The 14,959-nt window shown below is 56.0% G+C and carries 11 protein-coding genes; 8 read left to right on the forward strand and 3 right to left on the reverse strand.

Going from position 1 to position 14,959, the window contains the following annotated elements; genetic code table 11:
• The first annotated feature begins 32 nt into the window (after positions 1–32).
• The 4 genes from C173_RS02565 (at position 33) to C173_RS02580 (ending at position 4,002) form a co-directional block, all read left to right on the forward strand.
• Positions 33–1,448, forward strand: coding sequence for an ATP-binding protein (locus C173_RS02565; protein WP_036722127.1), 1,416 nt, complete (start codon positions 33–35; stop codon positions 1,446–1,448).
• A 101-nt stretch (positions 1,449–1,549) separates the two neighbouring features.
• Positions 1,550–2,824, forward strand: coding sequence for an MFS transporter (locus C173_RS02570; protein WP_036722129.1), 1,275 nt, complete (start codon positions 1,550–1,552; stop codon positions 2,822–2,824).
• 25 nt (positions 2,825–2,849) lie between these two features.
• Complete coding sequence (locus C173_RS02575) at positions 2,850–3,512, forward strand: oxidoreductase (RefSeq protein ID WP_036722131.1); 663 nt, start codon at positions 2,850–2,852, stop codon at positions 3,510–3,512.
• A 109-nt stretch (positions 3,513–3,621) separates the two neighbouring features.
• Positions 3,622–4,002, forward strand: a complete 381-nt coding sequence (locus C173_RS02580) for a RidA family protein (RefSeq protein WP_036722134.1) — start codon at positions 3,622–3,624, stop codon at positions 4,000–4,002.
• Positions 4,003–4,171: 169 nt separating this feature from the next.
• Here C173_RS02580 and C173_RS02585 read toward each other — a convergent pair whose 3' ends face one another.
• Entirely contained in the window at positions 4,172–4,936 is a 765-nt protein-coding gene (locus C173_RS02585) for a tryptophan-rich sensory protein (protein WP_036722137.1), read from the reverse strand.
• Between the two features lie 198 nt (positions 4,937–5,134).
• Between C173_RS02585 and C173_RS02590 the strand changes: the two genes are divergently transcribed.
• From C173_RS02590 to C173_RS32645, 3 genes are all read left to right on the forward strand, one after another.
• Positions 5,135–7,585 carry a glycoside hydrolase family 31 protein gene (locus tag C173_RS02590; RefSeq protein ID WP_036722139.1) on the forward strand — a complete coding sequence of 817 codons (2,451 nt, stop codon included), beginning with the start codon at positions 5,135–5,137 and terminating at the stop codon, positions 7,583–7,585.
• A 379-nt stretch (positions 7,586–7,964) separates the two neighbouring features.
• Complete coding sequence (locus C173_RS02595; RefSeq protein ID WP_036722140.1) at positions 7,965–11,054, forward strand: DEAD/DEAH box helicase; 3,090 nt, start codon at positions 7,965–7,967, stop codon at positions 11,052–11,054.
• A gap of 39 nt (positions 11,055–11,093) precedes the next feature.
• Positions 11,094–11,888, forward strand: a complete 795-nt coding sequence (locus C173_RS32645; RefSeq protein WP_051477772.1) for a hypothetical protein — start codon at positions 11,094–11,096, stop codon at positions 11,886–11,888.
• 640 nt (positions 11,889–12,528) lie between these two features.
• Here the strand turns inward: C173_RS32645 and C173_RS02605 are convergent.
• On the reverse strand, positions 12,529–13,191 hold the full coding sequence (locus C173_RS02605) for a GTP pyrophosphokinase (protein ID WP_051477780.1): 663 nt from the start codon (positions 13,189–13,191) through the stop codon (positions 12,529–12,531).
• A 284-nt stretch (positions 13,192–13,475) separates the two neighbouring features.
• Positions 13,476–13,850 carry a hypothetical protein gene (locus tag C173_RS02610; RefSeq protein WP_036722142.1) on the reverse strand — a complete coding sequence of 125 codons (375 nt, stop codon included), beginning with the start codon at positions 13,848–13,850 and terminating at the stop codon, positions 13,476–13,478.
• A 278-nt stretch (positions 13,851–14,128) separates the two neighbouring features.
• On the opposite strand from C173_RS02610, the gene C173_RS02615 reads away from it, so the two are divergent.
• Positions 14,129–14,959: a zinc ribbon domain-containing protein gene (locus C173_RS02615; RefSeq protein WP_036722144.1), complete on the forward strand. Its 831-nt coding sequence runs from the start codon at positions 14,129–14,131 to the stop codon at positions 14,957–14,959.

The raw sequence follows: 14,959 nt of genomic DNA on the forward strand, positions 1-14,959 counted from the left end.
TGTGAACTTATTTTCGCTGCAGGAGTGAAGCCATGGAATATGTCAAAATCTTTTTTGTGAATACAGCTTTACTAATCACTCTGTCGTATCTGGCGAATCTAATATACAAGTACACTGTAACCCACGCATCCGAGCCTGTAAAAAGAGTAAGCTGGGTGCTGCTCGCGGTCTTCGCAGGGTGGATCAGCACCTTTTTCGGCTACAGACTGCATGAGCATGTCATTTTTGACCTGCGGTATGTACCGCTGATCATCTCTACACTGGCTTACCCCCAGCCCTTGGTCCTGATTATCATCGGAATCGCAACCGGGCTTACGCGCCTGACCTTTGGAGTAAACGAGGCAGCGCTGGTAGGCGTGCTGAATCTGACTATCCTGGGCTTTGTCTGTGCCGCGCTAAGCGTACAGATGAAGCGTTCGTCTTCATCGGTGATGTATAAGGGAATTGCTACTATTCTGGTAGTCAATGTAGTGAATGTGCTGAATATTGCCGTATTTGGGGTCATTCCCACACATGATTACATAACGAAGATTCTGCCGGTTACCTTTCCCGCAGGCCTTGTCCTCAGTGCGTTGTTCGCGCTGATTATCCGCGATTTTCATCTGGACCTGATGCGTACAGGACAGATCATTAGAGCGAATAAGCTGTTGTCCGAGCAGACGGAGGAGCTGCATAAGAATAAAATTGTGCTCGAGGAAAGAGCCAAGCAGCTTATGCTAGCCTCACAGTTCAAATCGGAGTTCCTGGCGAACATGTCCCATGAACTAAGAACCCCGCTGAACAGCATTATCAACCTGTCCCAGATGATTGAAGAAGGCGGTGAGTCCCTGAGTGCGGAGGAGCTTGCTGAATATGGGGGGATCATTCACCGCTCCGGGGAGGATCTCCTGTCGCTCATCAATGATATTCTCGATCTGTCCAAGGTGGAGGCAGGGAAGCTGGATATTATTATAGAGGATTTAAATACCAGCGAGGTCCCTGATCTGCTCGTCCAGCAGTTCGGCGTCTTAGCCAGACAGAAGCAGCTCACCTTCAGTGTCTCCCTGGACGAAGGGGTGCCTGCGGTAATCTACACGGACCCCCAGCGGGTGCAGCAGATTCTGCGCAATCTGCTCTCGAATGCGTTCAAGTTCACGATGACTGGCGGGGTCACTATGAATATCCGTGTAGTGGAACGTCAGGAGGGGGCTGCTGCACAGAAGTGGATTGCCTTTGAGGTGCAGGATACCGGAATCGGCATTCCCCCGGAGAAGCATGATCTGATCTTCGAGGCCTTTGAACAGGCGGATATCAATGTCAGCCGCAAGTATGGCGGTACGGGGCTGGGCCTGTCTATCAGCAATGATCTGGCCAGGCTCCTGGGCGGCTTCATTACCCTGCATAGCCGCGAAGGCCAGGGCAGTATATTCTCCTTATATTTACCACTGCATTCAGACGCGTCCGTATAATCCCCGCAGCTCCAACTTTATTTGTGATTTCGGTGTATTGACAGGAACCTGGTGCTGAGTAGAATGAAGCAAAAGCCGCATCAAAGGAGAGTCAACACCCCATGAACATCATGAGAAGCCGGCCGCTGCGGAACCGTTCCAAGGATTTGCGCAAGGCCTCCGTACACCGCAAGAATCTGCAGATCGCTACCTTTGAGGGGATACCATCCACCATATTCCAGGTGCTGCTGCAAGGCCAATTTCTTACAGGATTTTTGTTATACCTGGGTGCCAGCTCCAGTCAGATCGGATTTGTCCTCGCGCTTACTACGCTGGTGAACGTCGCACAGATCGGTGTGGCTTTCCTGATTCAGAGGCTGCCGAGCCGCAAGTGGGCGCTCGTGACTTTTATTGGCTTACACCGGCTGTTGTGGGGATCTACGGGCCTGGTTCCGTTTATTTTTCCGCAAGAGCACTGGGTTACTGCCTTCATCGTACTATATACCATTGCCTTTATTGCCAACACTGCCGGCGGTGTGCTCTGGAATTCGGTCATCAGTGACCTGGTGCCTGCAAGGGTCCGGGGCCGGTATTTCGGTATTCGCAATACGTTCCTTAATGCGCTGGGAAGCCTGGTGATGTACGGAGGCGGTATTATTCTTGACCGTTATCCGGGCGGACACGGATTCCTTATCCTGTATATTGTAGTGTGGATTTTCTCGATCTCGAATATTGTGGTGTTCTTCTTCTACCCGGATGTGCCGTTTGAGAAATCGGAAGAGAAGGACTTCCTGCCGATGCTCAGGAAGCCGCTTCAGGACAAGATGTTCATGAAATCCACGCTGTTCCTGTCTGCTTGGCTGCTGCTGCAGAACCTGACCGTGCCGCTGTATTCCTATGTCATGCTGCAGCTGCTGAATATCAATTATGAGAAGCTGTCCCTGCTGAATGTCGCGCAGACGGTCTTCATGATGGCCAGCTTCTATGTATGGGGCAATCTGAACGCCAGGCACAGCAACAAGAAGCTGCTGCTGTGGACGCTGCCGATTATCGCGGTCTCTTCCCTGATCTGGGGACTCTTGTCTGTGCTGCCGATGCTTCCGGTATTATTTGCGGCCCATATTGTGTTCGGCGTGGGTGTGGGAGGCTTCAACCAGCTCGCCTTCAACTTCATTATTGGCGATACGCCGAAGCGCGAACGGCCGATGTATATGGCGATGTATGCGGCGCTTACCGGTCTGGCGGCCTTCTTCGGCCCACTGCTGGGCGGCCGTATCTATGAATGGATTAAGGAATGGCCCCAGTGGATGCAGATCTACGGCATGCAGTTAGTGGTAGGCGTGCTGATGATTCTGCTGGCACTGCTGCTGGGCCGCCGTATTCTGCGGGATGAATAAGGAGGAATAGAAGGAGGCTATTTCGGTGACAAGAATTGCACTGGTACTGGGAGCTACAGGGCTGGTCGGCAGTGCGCTGACCCGGGACCTGCTGGGCGGGAATTGGGACGAGGTCCGTGTACTGGTCCGCCGTCCGCTTGCGCTTGAGCATCCGAAGCTGAGACAGATTCAAGTGGATTGGGACCGGCTTGAGCAATACAGCGAGCAATTCGCCGGTGTATATGCAGTATTCTGCTGCCTGGGAACGACGATTAAGCAGGCGGGCTCGCAGGAGCAGTTCGAACGGGTGGACCTGGAATATCCGCTTGCGGCTGCGGCCCTGGCCAAAGAGCATAATGTGAAGCAGTTCCTGGCCGTGTCCTCTATGGGAGCCAGCGCCAAATCGCGCACCTTCTATAGCCGGACCAAGGGGAGGACGGAGGAGGGCCTGATTGCTGCCGGATTCCACGGCCTGCATCTGTTCCGGCCTTCGCTGCTGCTCGGTGACCGGGCAGAATTCAGGCTGGGTGAACGCGCCGCAGCTGTGGTTATGAAGGCGCTGGATTTCGCCATGATCGGCAAGGCTGCGAAGTTCCGGGCCATACCGGCCGCCACGGTAGCGCGGGCGATGATGAACATTGCCTTGGCCGATACAGGCGGTGTTCATATCTACACCAATGAGGTCATTCATGTGATCGGCAAGCATTAGAGGGGCATCAGGGTTTGCAAACCGCAGACCCCAGGACTTACAATAAACATACGATTAGAATGTACATAGCGGTCTACAGGCCGCGTACAGCATGCAGGAGGCGTTCACTATGACCAAAAAACAAGTAGCTACAAAGAAAGCTCCAGGAGCGATCGGCCCTTACAGCCAGGCCATTGTTGCCGGCAACTGGGTCTACACTTCAGGCCAGCTGGGAATGGACCCGGAGACGGCGGAACTGCCGGGCAGTGTGCAGGAGCAGGCACGCCAGTCGCTTAACAATGTGAAGGCCATCCTGGAAGAGGCCGGAGCATCAATGGATCAGGTAGTGAAGACAACCGTGTATCTGAAGGATATGAATGATTTCGCGGCGGTTAACGAGGTGTACAGCACCTTCTTCACCGAGCCTTACCCGGCCCGCAGTGCCGTTGAAGTAGCCCGTCTGCCGAAGGACGCGCTGGTCGAGATCGAAGCGGTAGCACGCAAGAAATAAGCCAGAACGGATGCATCCGGTAGGTTACAGGAAAATCCCCCGCACGTGAATCAGGCGTGCGGGGGATTTTGCGTGCATATATAAGCATATCTACATAGATTGAACTTGAATCAAAACTTCTCTGGAGTCACGGCTAATCCCAAAATAGAAAACCATTAGTTCAATTTATTTAGTATCTGCTGCGGGAACGGCGCGGAGTCAGCAGCAGCCAGATACTGTAGAGCAGAAGAAGGCCTGCTGCAATCAGGCCGGTGAAATACACCTCATTCGTAGACTTATGCTCGATAGCAATGGCGATATAGGCCCAGACGAAGACGAGCGGATAGATGCTGTCACGGTACGGGTAGCTTACCAGCACAGCCAGCACAGCACCGACGCAGAGCATGATGACGGCCCAGAACGGTCCGCTGAGTCCGAAGCCTCCCCAGTCGTTCTTCACCAGCACAACGCTGACATTGACGATGGTGGCTACCGAGATCCAGCCGAGGTAGAGGCTGAACGGCAGCTTCACGAGCCATTTCTCGCCTGTCGTGGGATCTGCGATGAAGCGGGTTTTGCGGTAAATGACGATCAGGGAGAGCAGCAGAAGCACCATCGCCACCAGCGACAGCTCAATGTACAGGTAATGCCAGAGGAGCAGCCAGCCCATATTGAAGAGACAGCTGAGCATGAACCAAATCCCGATCCGCTGGACGGAATCCCTGCCCCCGCTATCGCTGCGGAACTGATAAATAATGAATCCGGCCAGCAGCAGATAGATCAGGGACCAGATGGAAAAAGCATATCCGGCCGGTGTGAGGTACGTATGATACCTGTCCGAGATTTCGGCGGTGCTGTTCCCGCCAAGCGGCAGGACGACCGAAAGGGTATTGATGGCAATGACGCCGAGGAAGAGCAGTAAATTCCCCCACTTATAAGGATTAGTTCTAGTCATATGACCACTCCCTAACTTGTTTGATAACTACGGTTTGGCCTTGGCCTATATAGAATATACCCGCTGTGGCGGAAATTAAGACTAATCCGGCAAAAAAAATGACCAATTGGTCATAAGAATCGCGGATAGTATTCCTTAGGCCCGGGGTAATATGTAGTCAAGAAGTAGATCAGCAAGCAGCGAAGGGAGAGAAGATTCATGGAGAGCAGTGAGGCGATACGCCCCGAGAAGATGGGGCCGATGGTGATGAAGGAGACCTGGAACACGCCGGGCAGCGTGGTGTCCTGGGAACGCTCCGAGAATATCTACATCGTCCGGGGGGAATGCGCCGGGATGGCTTTTATCTTCCTGAGCGATGATATGTTCCGGATGAAGGTCTTCCATAGCAAGGTACCGGACCTGACCACCTCGGAGGCTGTGCTGAAGGAGTGCTGTATTCCGCATCTGTTTCCGGTAGAGGAGACGGAGGAGCAGCTCATTTTTTCTACAGGCGCCATCCGGCTGATTATTGAGAAGGCCTCGTTTCTGCTCCGTGTGGAGAATACATCCGGGAAGGTGATCATGCAGCAGAATCTGGCGAGCTGGAACCCGCGCGGCGCAAGCCATGCGGAATATGATATGCAGCCGGACTCGCATTTCTACGGACTGGGTGAGAAATCGAGCTTCCTGGACAAACGCGGGGAGCGTTATACGAACTGGAACACCGATGTGTTCGCCCCTCATCTGCCGGAGATTGAAGCGCTCTATGAGTCGATACCGCTCATTATCCACATGCACGGTGACCTCTCCTACGGGCTGTTTCTGGATAATACGGGCCGGAGTGATTTCGACATGCGCTCGCACGGCGTTGCTTTTACCATTGGCTGTTCTACGGGAGCGTACGATATCTATTTCATTAATGGGCCCGAGATGAAGGATGTCGTCCGAAGATACACCACGCTCACCGGCCGGATCGCACTTCCGCCTAAGTGGGCGCTCGGTTATCACCAGTCCCGCTACAGTTACATGAATCAGCAGGAGGTGCTGCAGCTGGCCAAGACCTTCCGTGAGAAGAATATCCCATGCGATGTGATCTATCTGGATATCCACTATATGGACGAGTACCGCGTATTCACCTTCGACCCTGTCAACTTCCCTGATCCGCAGAAAATGATCTCGGAGCTTGCGGAGCTGGGTGTGCGCATTGTCCCGATTGTAGATCCCGGCGTCAAAAAAGACCCCAAATACGAGGTGTATAAGCAAGGGGTGCTGGAGAAGCATTTCTGCCGCCGCCTGGAGGGCGATATTTTCTTCGGTGAGGTGTGGCCGGGGATCAGTGCCTTTCCTGATTTCAGCGACAGCCGGACCGCCGAGTGGTGGGGAGATTTGCACAAATACTACACAGAGCTTGGCATTCAGGGCATCTGGAACGATATGAACGAGCCTGCGGTCTTCAATGAGACCAAGACGATGGATCTTGATGTGATGCATTTCAACAACGGGCGGCCGGTGACGCATGAGGAATACCATAACCTGTACGGGATGATGATGTCCAAAGCGACCTATGAAGGGCTGGCCGAGCATATGGGGGGTGAGCGTCCCTTTGTGCTGACCCGTGCGGGGTATGCGGGCATCCAGCGCTATGCAGCCGTATGGACCGGCGATAACCGCAGCTTCTGGGAGCACATGGCGATGGCGATGCCGATGGTGCTCAACATGGGGCTGTCCGGGCTGGCCTTCTCGGGGCCGGATATCGGCGGGTTCGCCCATCATACGTCGGCGCAGCTGCTGGTGCGGTGGACGCAGATGGGCGTCTTTTTCCCATACTGCCGCAATCACTCCTCCATCGGGACGCTGCGCCAGGAGCCGTGGTCCTTTGGGGAAGAGATGGAAGGGATTCTGCGTGAATTCATCGGACTGAGGTACCGCTGGATGCCGCATTTGTATAATCTTTTTCATGAGGCGGAGAAGAGTGGTCTGCCTGTCATCCGTCCGCTGGTGCTTGAATATCCGCGTGATCCGCATGTCAGTAACCTGTGTGACCAGTTCCTGCTGGGTGAAAATGTGCTCATTGCCCCGGTCTACCGCCCGGATACGGATCACCGCTCTGTCTATCTGCCGGAAGGCCGCTGGCTGGATTATTGGGACGGAGAGATTCACGAAGGCGGACGGCATATTCTTGCGGCTGCACCGCTGCACATCATGCCGATGTATGTGAAGGCCGGCAGCTTCGTGGCCGAAGGCCCGCTGAGACAGTATGCGCTGGAGGACACGGAGGAGACGATCATCTTCCACCTCTACGGGGCGGAAGCGGCTGCGGGCTTCTCTTCGTCCTTCAAGCTGTATGAGGATGACGGCCACAGCTTCAGCTACCGCAAGGGGCAGTATACGGAGCTTGCCGTGCAGGCCGAAGGCGGGGAAGGTCTGCTTGCACTGAAGTGGGCGTATGCGGTGCATGATTACAAGCCGCGCCGGGAGACACTCCGCTTCGCGCTCTGCTATCCGTTCTTCACTGCCGCTGCGGTGGAGGGACTGGCAGAGATTAGTCTGGAGCAGCTGAATGAGGGGGCGCTGGGCTGGGCCCGGAACGGCAAGAACGGCGCGATCATCGTTCAGGTAGCGGATGCTGCCGGGGGCGGGGAGCTGCGGATTCTGGCAGGTACGGATTAGAGGGCAGGTAGATGTAGCCCGTCAGATTTTGGTAGTCCAGCACGAGTTGCTACACAGGATTTCAGGACCGGCTAGCCTGGAGAGGGCGGGCCGGTTCTTTCTGCTGCAACGCTATCTGGACAGTAATCGCCTGATCTGAACAACAATCTGCTGAAAATCACAGAAAATGTGCAGAAAAGTTTTTAAATATAGGCTTTTTCGTATAAGATGAAGGGATGAAGAAAAAGTTGCAGCAGACAACGTAACAGGAAGGCTGTACGGCTAGAGCTATTGCTGCCGGTGCAGCTTCATAATATATTTCTCGCGCAGCAGGAGGCAGTCTTCCGGATTGGAAGGGCTGCTCTTGCTGTTTGCTCACAAGAATGGAGATTAACCAACAATGATTAAGCATCTGTATGCAATATGGTTAGGGGACGTATTATTCTGCTTCTCGGGCGAAACCTCCGAGCCGAAGGTGGACGCATGGACACGCGTGATTAAACGGCTGGAGCTCCGCAGCGGCTGGCGTCCTTTTGCGGGTGCTGCACTGCGGCTGGCGGAAGTGAAGTATCCTGCGGCCGCCGCCGTGGAGGGCAAACCGGCGCGGCGCGGACTGCCCGGACGCACGCTGGAAGGGCTGGCGCTGTCGCCGAAGGATGCCTTCGAGCTGCTGCTGGCCTGGGATGAGCAGGCGAGCCGTGCCCAGGGCATTGAACCCGGGGGGGAGCTGCGCTACTGGTCGGCAGCCGCCCGCTTCGCGCTGGAGCTGATGGGCAAGGGCGGGATTGTGCCCGGCGCCCAGCCGCCGCGCAAGATCGGTTCGCGGCGGCGCGGCGGCGAACAGGCCGCTGCCGTATGCTGGTCACCGGCGTTCCGGGAAGAGGCGGATAAGGAGTTCTTCCTGCAGATGGCGGCTTCCATGCCGGTGCTTGCACTTGGCACACACGTAGCTGAGGAAGGCGACCTGTCCTCGCGGGAGGAAGCGGGCGGGTATGTGCTGTATTCCTTCCTGCAGGCGGTCATGACCGCCGAGATCAAGAATGTGGTTGCCGCCCATGAGAGCGTGCTGTCGCCGTATAAGGCCAATTACCGCCGCGGCTATTCTCCGCTGACGGAGCTGTGGTGGAACAGTCTGCTCACGGGGAGCCGGGATATCCCCGTGCAGGGGACTCCGGCTGAGGTAACGGAGCTGCTGGCAGTGGTGAACGAGACGGCGGGCCATGAGGTGCCGCATTTCGAGACTGAGGAGGCCCGCAGCGGACAGCTAAGCCTGGGCCTGCGGCTGGAGCCTCCGGCGGAGGAGAGCGAGCTGTGGCAGCTGACCTTCTGGGCGGAGAGCCGGGAGGAGGGGGGATTCTGGATTCCGGCGGAAGCGGTGTGGAGCAGCCGGGAGCGGGAATTCACCCTATGGGGCAAGCGTTACCGCAATATTCAGCAGCAGCTCCTGGCTGCGCTGGGACGGGCGGCGAAGAGTTCGCCCGACATCCGGCGCTCGCTGGCTGAACCGGCCCCGCGCGGGATTGAGCTGCCGCCGGAGCGGCTGTATTTCTTCCTGAAGGAGAGCGTGCAGCAGCTGCGGGAACGGGGAATTACCGTGCAGATGCCTTCGCGCTGGAGCCGGGAGGGACGGCGGCGGATCGGCATGAGAATGAAGATGCAGCCCCCGGCGGGTGCAGCGGATGGCCCGGTGCAGTCTGCGCTGGGTATGGAAGAGCTGATCTCTTTCCGTATTGAAGCCTCTCTGGGAGATTCAGACATCACAGAGGAGGAACTGAATGCCCTGGTGGAAGCAGGCGTGCCATTTGTGCGCTTCCGGGGAGAATGGATTGAAGTGGACCCGAAGGAAGTTCGTCAGGTCCTGAGATATATTAAGCGTGGTGAGAGCGGAGAGATGACTGCAGCCGACTGGATGCGCCTGGAGGCTGAAGATGGTGAAGAGCGGCTGTGGAAGGGCATGTCGGTTACCGGCATGGAGACCTCTGGCCTGCTGGCCTCCCTCATGCACGGCGATGTGCTGCGCGGGATGCCGCTGCGTCCGGTGCCGGAGGATCTGAACGGAACGCTGCGGCCATATCAGGAGCGGGGTTATCAGTGGCTTACGGCACTCAGCAATCTCGGCTTCGGCGTCTGCCTGGCTGATGACATGGGCCTCGGCAAAACCGTGCAGGTCATCACCTGCCTGCTCGACCGGGCGCTGAATGCCCCGCCGGGCGAGAAGCAGGAGCCTGTGCTGATCCTCTGCCCGACTTCGCTGCTGGGCAACTGGCAGCGGGAATTGCAGCGCTTCGCCCCTTCGCTTAGCTTGCATATTCACCATGGAGGGCGGCGGGTGCGCGGCGAAGGATTCAGAGAACTGGCGGCCAGCCATGAGATTGTGCTAACTACCTACCATCTGGCGGGCCGGGACAGCGAGGATCTGGCCGGGGTACGCTGGTCCACGGTTGTGCTGGATGAAGCGCAATACATCAAGAATCACCGCACCAAGCAGGCGCAGAGCGTCATGAAGCTGAGCGCGCCGCACCGGATCGCAATGACCGGGACTCCGGTGGAGAACCGGCTGGGCGAGCTGTGGTCGATTTTTCATTTTCTCAACCCAGGTTATCTGGGGACGTATCATTCCTTCCGCCAGCGTTATGTGTCGGGAGAGGGCGGCGAACGGCTGCGTGAGCTGCACCGGCTGGTCTCGCCCTTCCTGCTGCGGCGTCTCAAGAGTGACCCGGATATCTCGAAGGATCTGCCGGAGAAGCTTGAGCTGAAGTCCTATTGTCCGCTTACGGAGACCCAGGCCGCGCTGTATCAGGGGGTTGTGGATGAGATGCTAGGCGTCATCGGCGAGCGTTCGGGCATGGCCCGGCGGGGGCTGGTGCTGTCTTCCCTAACCAAGCTGAAGCAGATCTGCGATCATCCCCAGCTGTTCCGCAAGGACGAGGGGCGGAGCCTGCGCAGTGAGCCTTCGGGCAAAATGGACGTCATGTTCGAGTTGCTCGACAGCATCTCTGAGCTTGGCGAATCGGCGCTGATCTTCACCCAGTATGTAGCGATGGGCGAACTGCTGGTCAGCCGGCTGGCCAGACGATACGGGCAGACGCCGCTGTTCCTGCATGGCGGCATCTCGAAGCGTGAGCGCGACGAGATGGTGCATGCTTTTCAAGAGGGGGACGGTCCGGCCTTCTTCGTTCTGTCGCTTAAGGCGGGAGGCGTAGGCCTCAATCTGACACGGGCGAATCATGTGCTGCACTATGACCGCTGGTGGAACCCGGCTGTAGAGAATCAGGCGACGGACCGCGCCTTCCGGATTGGACAACATAAGAATGTACAGGTGCATAAGCTGATCTGCCAGGGAACGCTGGAGGAGCGGATCGACGAGCTGATTGAACGCAAAAAAAGCCTGTCCGAGCAGGTCGTCGGCTCCGGCGAGAACTGGTTGACCGAGATGTCTAACCATGAGCTCAAAGAGCTGATTGAACTCCAGGGACAGGACTGGATGTAAACAGGGCAATACATTGTAAGGCAGAAGGAGGCAACATCTATGAATGAGCTGCTGGAGCTGCGGCTGGAGGTGCTGCCCGGGGTCATTAAGGCCATCGGGAGTGTGGGGCCTGCTGCTGAAGGAGCAGACAGACGCAGCAGCAAAGCCGGAGCAGAGATAGAGAAGCAAGGGGAACAGGGCCAGCGGGCGGTTGTTACTCTGCGTATTCCGCAGTGGACACCCGCCAGGAAGAATGAAGTGCTGCATCAGCTCGCTGCGCATCCGGGCGAATTGTATGATCTGCTGCAGGGTAGCCTGAATGGCGGGCTTGCTGCACTGGAGCTGCTGCCTGTAGATGACGAGCTGAGGCTGGCTGCAGAGGAACAGGGCACGGGTCTGTTGCCTGCTGAGGAGCTGGTGCAGCGGGTCCGGCAGCAGCTGACCCAGGAGCCGCTGCTTGCATTCGCCCTGCGCGGACTGTCCAAGGAAGAGCTGCTCTCCGGCGTATTCGCCTTGTGGGCGGAGCAGGAGAACGAGCGGAGCACTGAAGAAGACGCGCCTGCGTCTGTGTCGCTCGCGTCCGAGCTGGCCCGGCTGGAGCGTAAGGGGCCGGCCGTATCCTCTGGAGAGTGGCTGGCTGAGGCAGCGGCTGAAGGCTCTCTGCACCAGCCGGGGCCGCTGTTTCACGAGATCTCCTCACGTCCGTTTCCGGCTATACCTGAGGTAATGGAGCCAGAGGAGGATTGGAGCGCACTCCTGCCACAGACACCCAAGGCGCGTGAAGGGCTTGCGCTGCTGATGCGCCGGGTCTCGGAAGCTGCTGCGAAGCGCGCGGCGGGCTTGAATAAGCTATAGCTGCGCGGGGTTCGTGAGATGGGGCTTGAGTAAACTGGAGGAGCACGGATAGGTGTGATGGGAATGAATGAGCTATAGCTGGTCGGGTTCGTGAGATGGGGCTTGAATAAGCTGTAGGAGCATGGATAGGTGTGATGGGAATGAATGAGCTATAGCTGATCGGGTTCGTGAGATGGGGCTTGAATAAGCTGTAGGAGCAAATGAGCTATTGTTTGTGCGGCGACTGAAACTGCTCTTTAAGTAATATTGAGGGTAAACTAGGCCAACTGGTGGAATTGAATCGGATGCCGGGACACGAACGTAAGAGTTGTTCTACCAAGTAACATTAGTTTTGAGCGCAGTGCGCCGGGTAGGTTGCGAGGTGGCTGCACGGGAATAAAGTAGATAAATCCCTCTGGATCGGCTAGAAGTCGGCGTGCGGACATTTTGCTACTATTCAGCAGGCGGGAATGAGGAGCAGAAGAAGTGGCAGAAGAGCACCTCACTTCCGTCCTGATCGCCAGAAAGAAGTGAGCAAAACAAAAGAGGAGCACACAAGTGCCCCTCTAGTAGCCGGATAACGACCTGGCTGCAGCCATTTTACCCTAAGATTATGTCTACTTGGTTATGTTATTCACTTATACTACGGCAACAAGCGCAATTAAGACTCGTTGCCGCCGCTGCCTTCTGACAGCTCCAGGATCTCCCGGCGCAGGCGGAGCATCTTCTGATCCAGCTCATCGGCAGCACGAGCGGCTTCCTTCAGCTCCTCGGCCACATGGGAGGGCAGCTGTTTGTCGAATTTATAGTAGAGAATATGCTCCATGCTGGCCCAGAAATCCATGGCTAACGTACGCAGCTGCATTTCTGCCTTAACCCAGCGGGTGCCATCCAGAAGTACCAGCGGTATAGCCACGATAAGGTGCAGGCTCTGGTAGCCGTTCGGTTTCGGATGGGCAATATAATCCTTAATCTCAAGCACACGGATATCCTCGCGGGCGCACAGGTGGTCCACCAGCCGGTAGATATCCTTCACAAAGGCGCAGACAATCCGCATCCCCGCAATATCATGGATGTGCTGTTCCATATTATCCAGGTTAAGCTCATAGCCCTTACGCTGCATTTTTTGCACAATGCTCTTCGGTTCTTTGATCCGGCACTTCACATGCTCAATCGGGCTGAAGCCGTCACGCACCTGCCACTCGGTCCGGATGATATCGATTTTATTCTCAAGCTCATTCAGAGCATGACGGTACAGCGCCGGCAAAGCCTTGAAATTCTCAACCTGCTTGGCAAAATCCTCGTTAATCTGCCACTTCTGCATATCCTTCACATGGACCTGCAACTTGTTCAATGTTACTTGTGTACTATCATATTCTTCCACTGAAACTCTCCCGGTTTTCGTTATTTGTGACTGTAGACCATGAATGGATGACTACGGCAATCTTATACAGCGCTAGCTGCGGTTCTGATTCTATTTTAACCGATGTACAGCCCCGGAAGCAAAATAAAACCGTAACCCTGACCGAAGAGAAACATTCTTCCCTCCGGCGCGTATTAGCTCAGTATAGGCTTTAGGCCGTCCTTATGGCGCAGCTCCGTTCATTCTTATTTGTTGGTGGGAGAGCCTGTGCCGTAGCCTTCATCCTGATAGCCTGTATTCTCCAGCTTCTGCAGGACGTTCAAGCCTTCGATCTGAAGGCGGGTCTCGTCAGTGCCATGGTCGTGCAGATACTGGAACAGGCGGATGGTGGTGTCATCGAACTGCTCCGCGGCATCATCATGATCGGCTGACTTGTAGGGAACCAGAGCACGCCGGAAGGCGTAGTCATCCCCGCTGGCCAGATCGGCCAGAAGATCCTGAAGCACAGTCAACCCGTCACTGGACAGCAGAACCTCGTACTCACTGGAGTCGCCTCTCTCTTCCTGAATCAGACCGTGATTCACAGAGACGAAATATCGGTTAAGGTTATCGTCAGGCACAATTCATCCCTCCATCATTCGATAATGTACGGGTACGCAGGAACGGATCCAGCAGAAGGCAATATGTATGATTGCTTCTTCCGCAGCATACTCATTCCAATAAGAACGCTAACCGCCTCTACTTGGTATTTACCACATGACGACAAATAATGAATCTGCCGTGGACTTTTGGTATGATAGAATCACGTTTCCGCTGCTGCGTGGGGCGGCAATCGGAATGTAAGGATATACGCGGCTGCGAATCAGCCTATTCTCACTCTGGAGAAGGAGGAACTACAATGAATTTACTGCAACGCATTAAAGACGGTGCCAGCCGGGTGAGTGAAAAAGCGCAAAGCTCGGTGGAAGTGAGCAAGCTGAATGGGCAGATTTCGGATATTGAGCATGAGATGCAGGTTGAATTTCTGAAAATGGGGAAGCTGTTCTATGAGGGATATCGTTCAAGGGATATGTCGGTGGCTGAAGGCCAGATGATCGAGCTTGCGCGGGGCTGTAACAAGCTGCAGGAGCAGATCGAGGACGTACGCTCAAGAATTGCCGAATTGAGAAATGAACGCTTGTGTGCCTGCGGTCAGATCGTAGGGCTGGATGCCAATTTCTGTCCGCATTGCGGACGTAAGCTGGAAGCACGCAAGCCGGAAGATAAGGAGATTTCACTGCGTAAAGAGCCGTCTTCGGCCGCCGCCGCTACCGCAGCACCGCCTGTGGTTACCGTACATACGGTGCTGGAGCATGAAGATGAGGAAGACCAGTACTACGGTGAGGAAGAGCTGACCGAAGCGGAACGGGAGCTGGCCAGAAGACCCGAAGCACGTGTGCAGTATGCGGAGGTGCTGCCTGAACTGGAAGAAGAGGCAGAGCTGGAGGATGCGGACCGGATGGCTTCAGGTTCTGACCGGAGCCGCCGGGAGGCAGATGAACTGGAACGGGAACGGGAGCGGCAACTGGAGCTGGACCGCCGGATTAGGGACTGGAAGGCAAGTGAGCCAGCCGAAGAGCGGGTAGCCGGAGACGCGGATACACGGGAGATTGTGAATTGCCAGATCTGCCGCGCCGATCTGCCGAAGGGCTCCATGTGGTGCCCGCGCTGCGGCTCGGAGCAAATATAG

This window comes from Paenibacillus sp. FSL R7-277, from assembly GCF_000517965.1.
GTDB lineage: Bacteria > Bacillota > Bacilli > Paenibacillales > Paenibacillaceae > Paenibacillus_AQ > Paenibacillus_AQ silagei.

Coding starts and splice junctions, on each gene's coding strand:
- C173_RS02565 (WP_036722127.1), top strand. CDS start 33: ATGGAATATGTCAAAATCTTTTTTGTGAATACAGCTTTACTAATCACT.
- C173_RS02570 (WP_036722129.1), top strand. CDS start 1,550: ATGAACATCATGAGAAGCCGGCCGCTGCGGAACCGTTCCAAGGATTTG.
- C173_RS02580 (WP_036722134.1), top strand. CDS start 3,622: ATGACCAAAAAACAAGTAGCTACAAAGAAAGCTCCAGGAGCGATCGGC.
- C173_RS02585 (WP_036722137.1), bottom strand. CDS start 4,936: ATGACTAGAACTAATCCTTATAAGTGGGGGAATTTACTGCTCTTCCTC.
- C173_RS02590 (WP_036722139.1), top strand. CDS start 5,135: ATGGAGAGCAGTGAGGCGATACGCCCCGAGAAGATGGGGCCGATGGTG.
- C173_RS02595 (WP_036722140.1), top strand. CDS start 7,965: ATGATTAAGCATCTGTATGCAATATGGTTAGGGGACGTATTATTCTGC.
- C173_RS32645 (WP_051477772.1), top strand. CDS start 11,094: ATGAATGAGCTGCTGGAGCTGCGGCTGGAGGTGCTGCCCGGGGTCATT.
- C173_RS02605 (WP_051477780.1), bottom strand. CDS start 13,191: ATGCAGAAGTGGCAGATTAACGAGGATTTTGCCAAGCAGGTTGAGAAT.
- C173_RS02615 (WP_036722144.1), top strand. CDS start 14,129: ATGAATTTACTGCAACGCATTAAAGACGGTGCCAGCCGGGTGAGTGAA.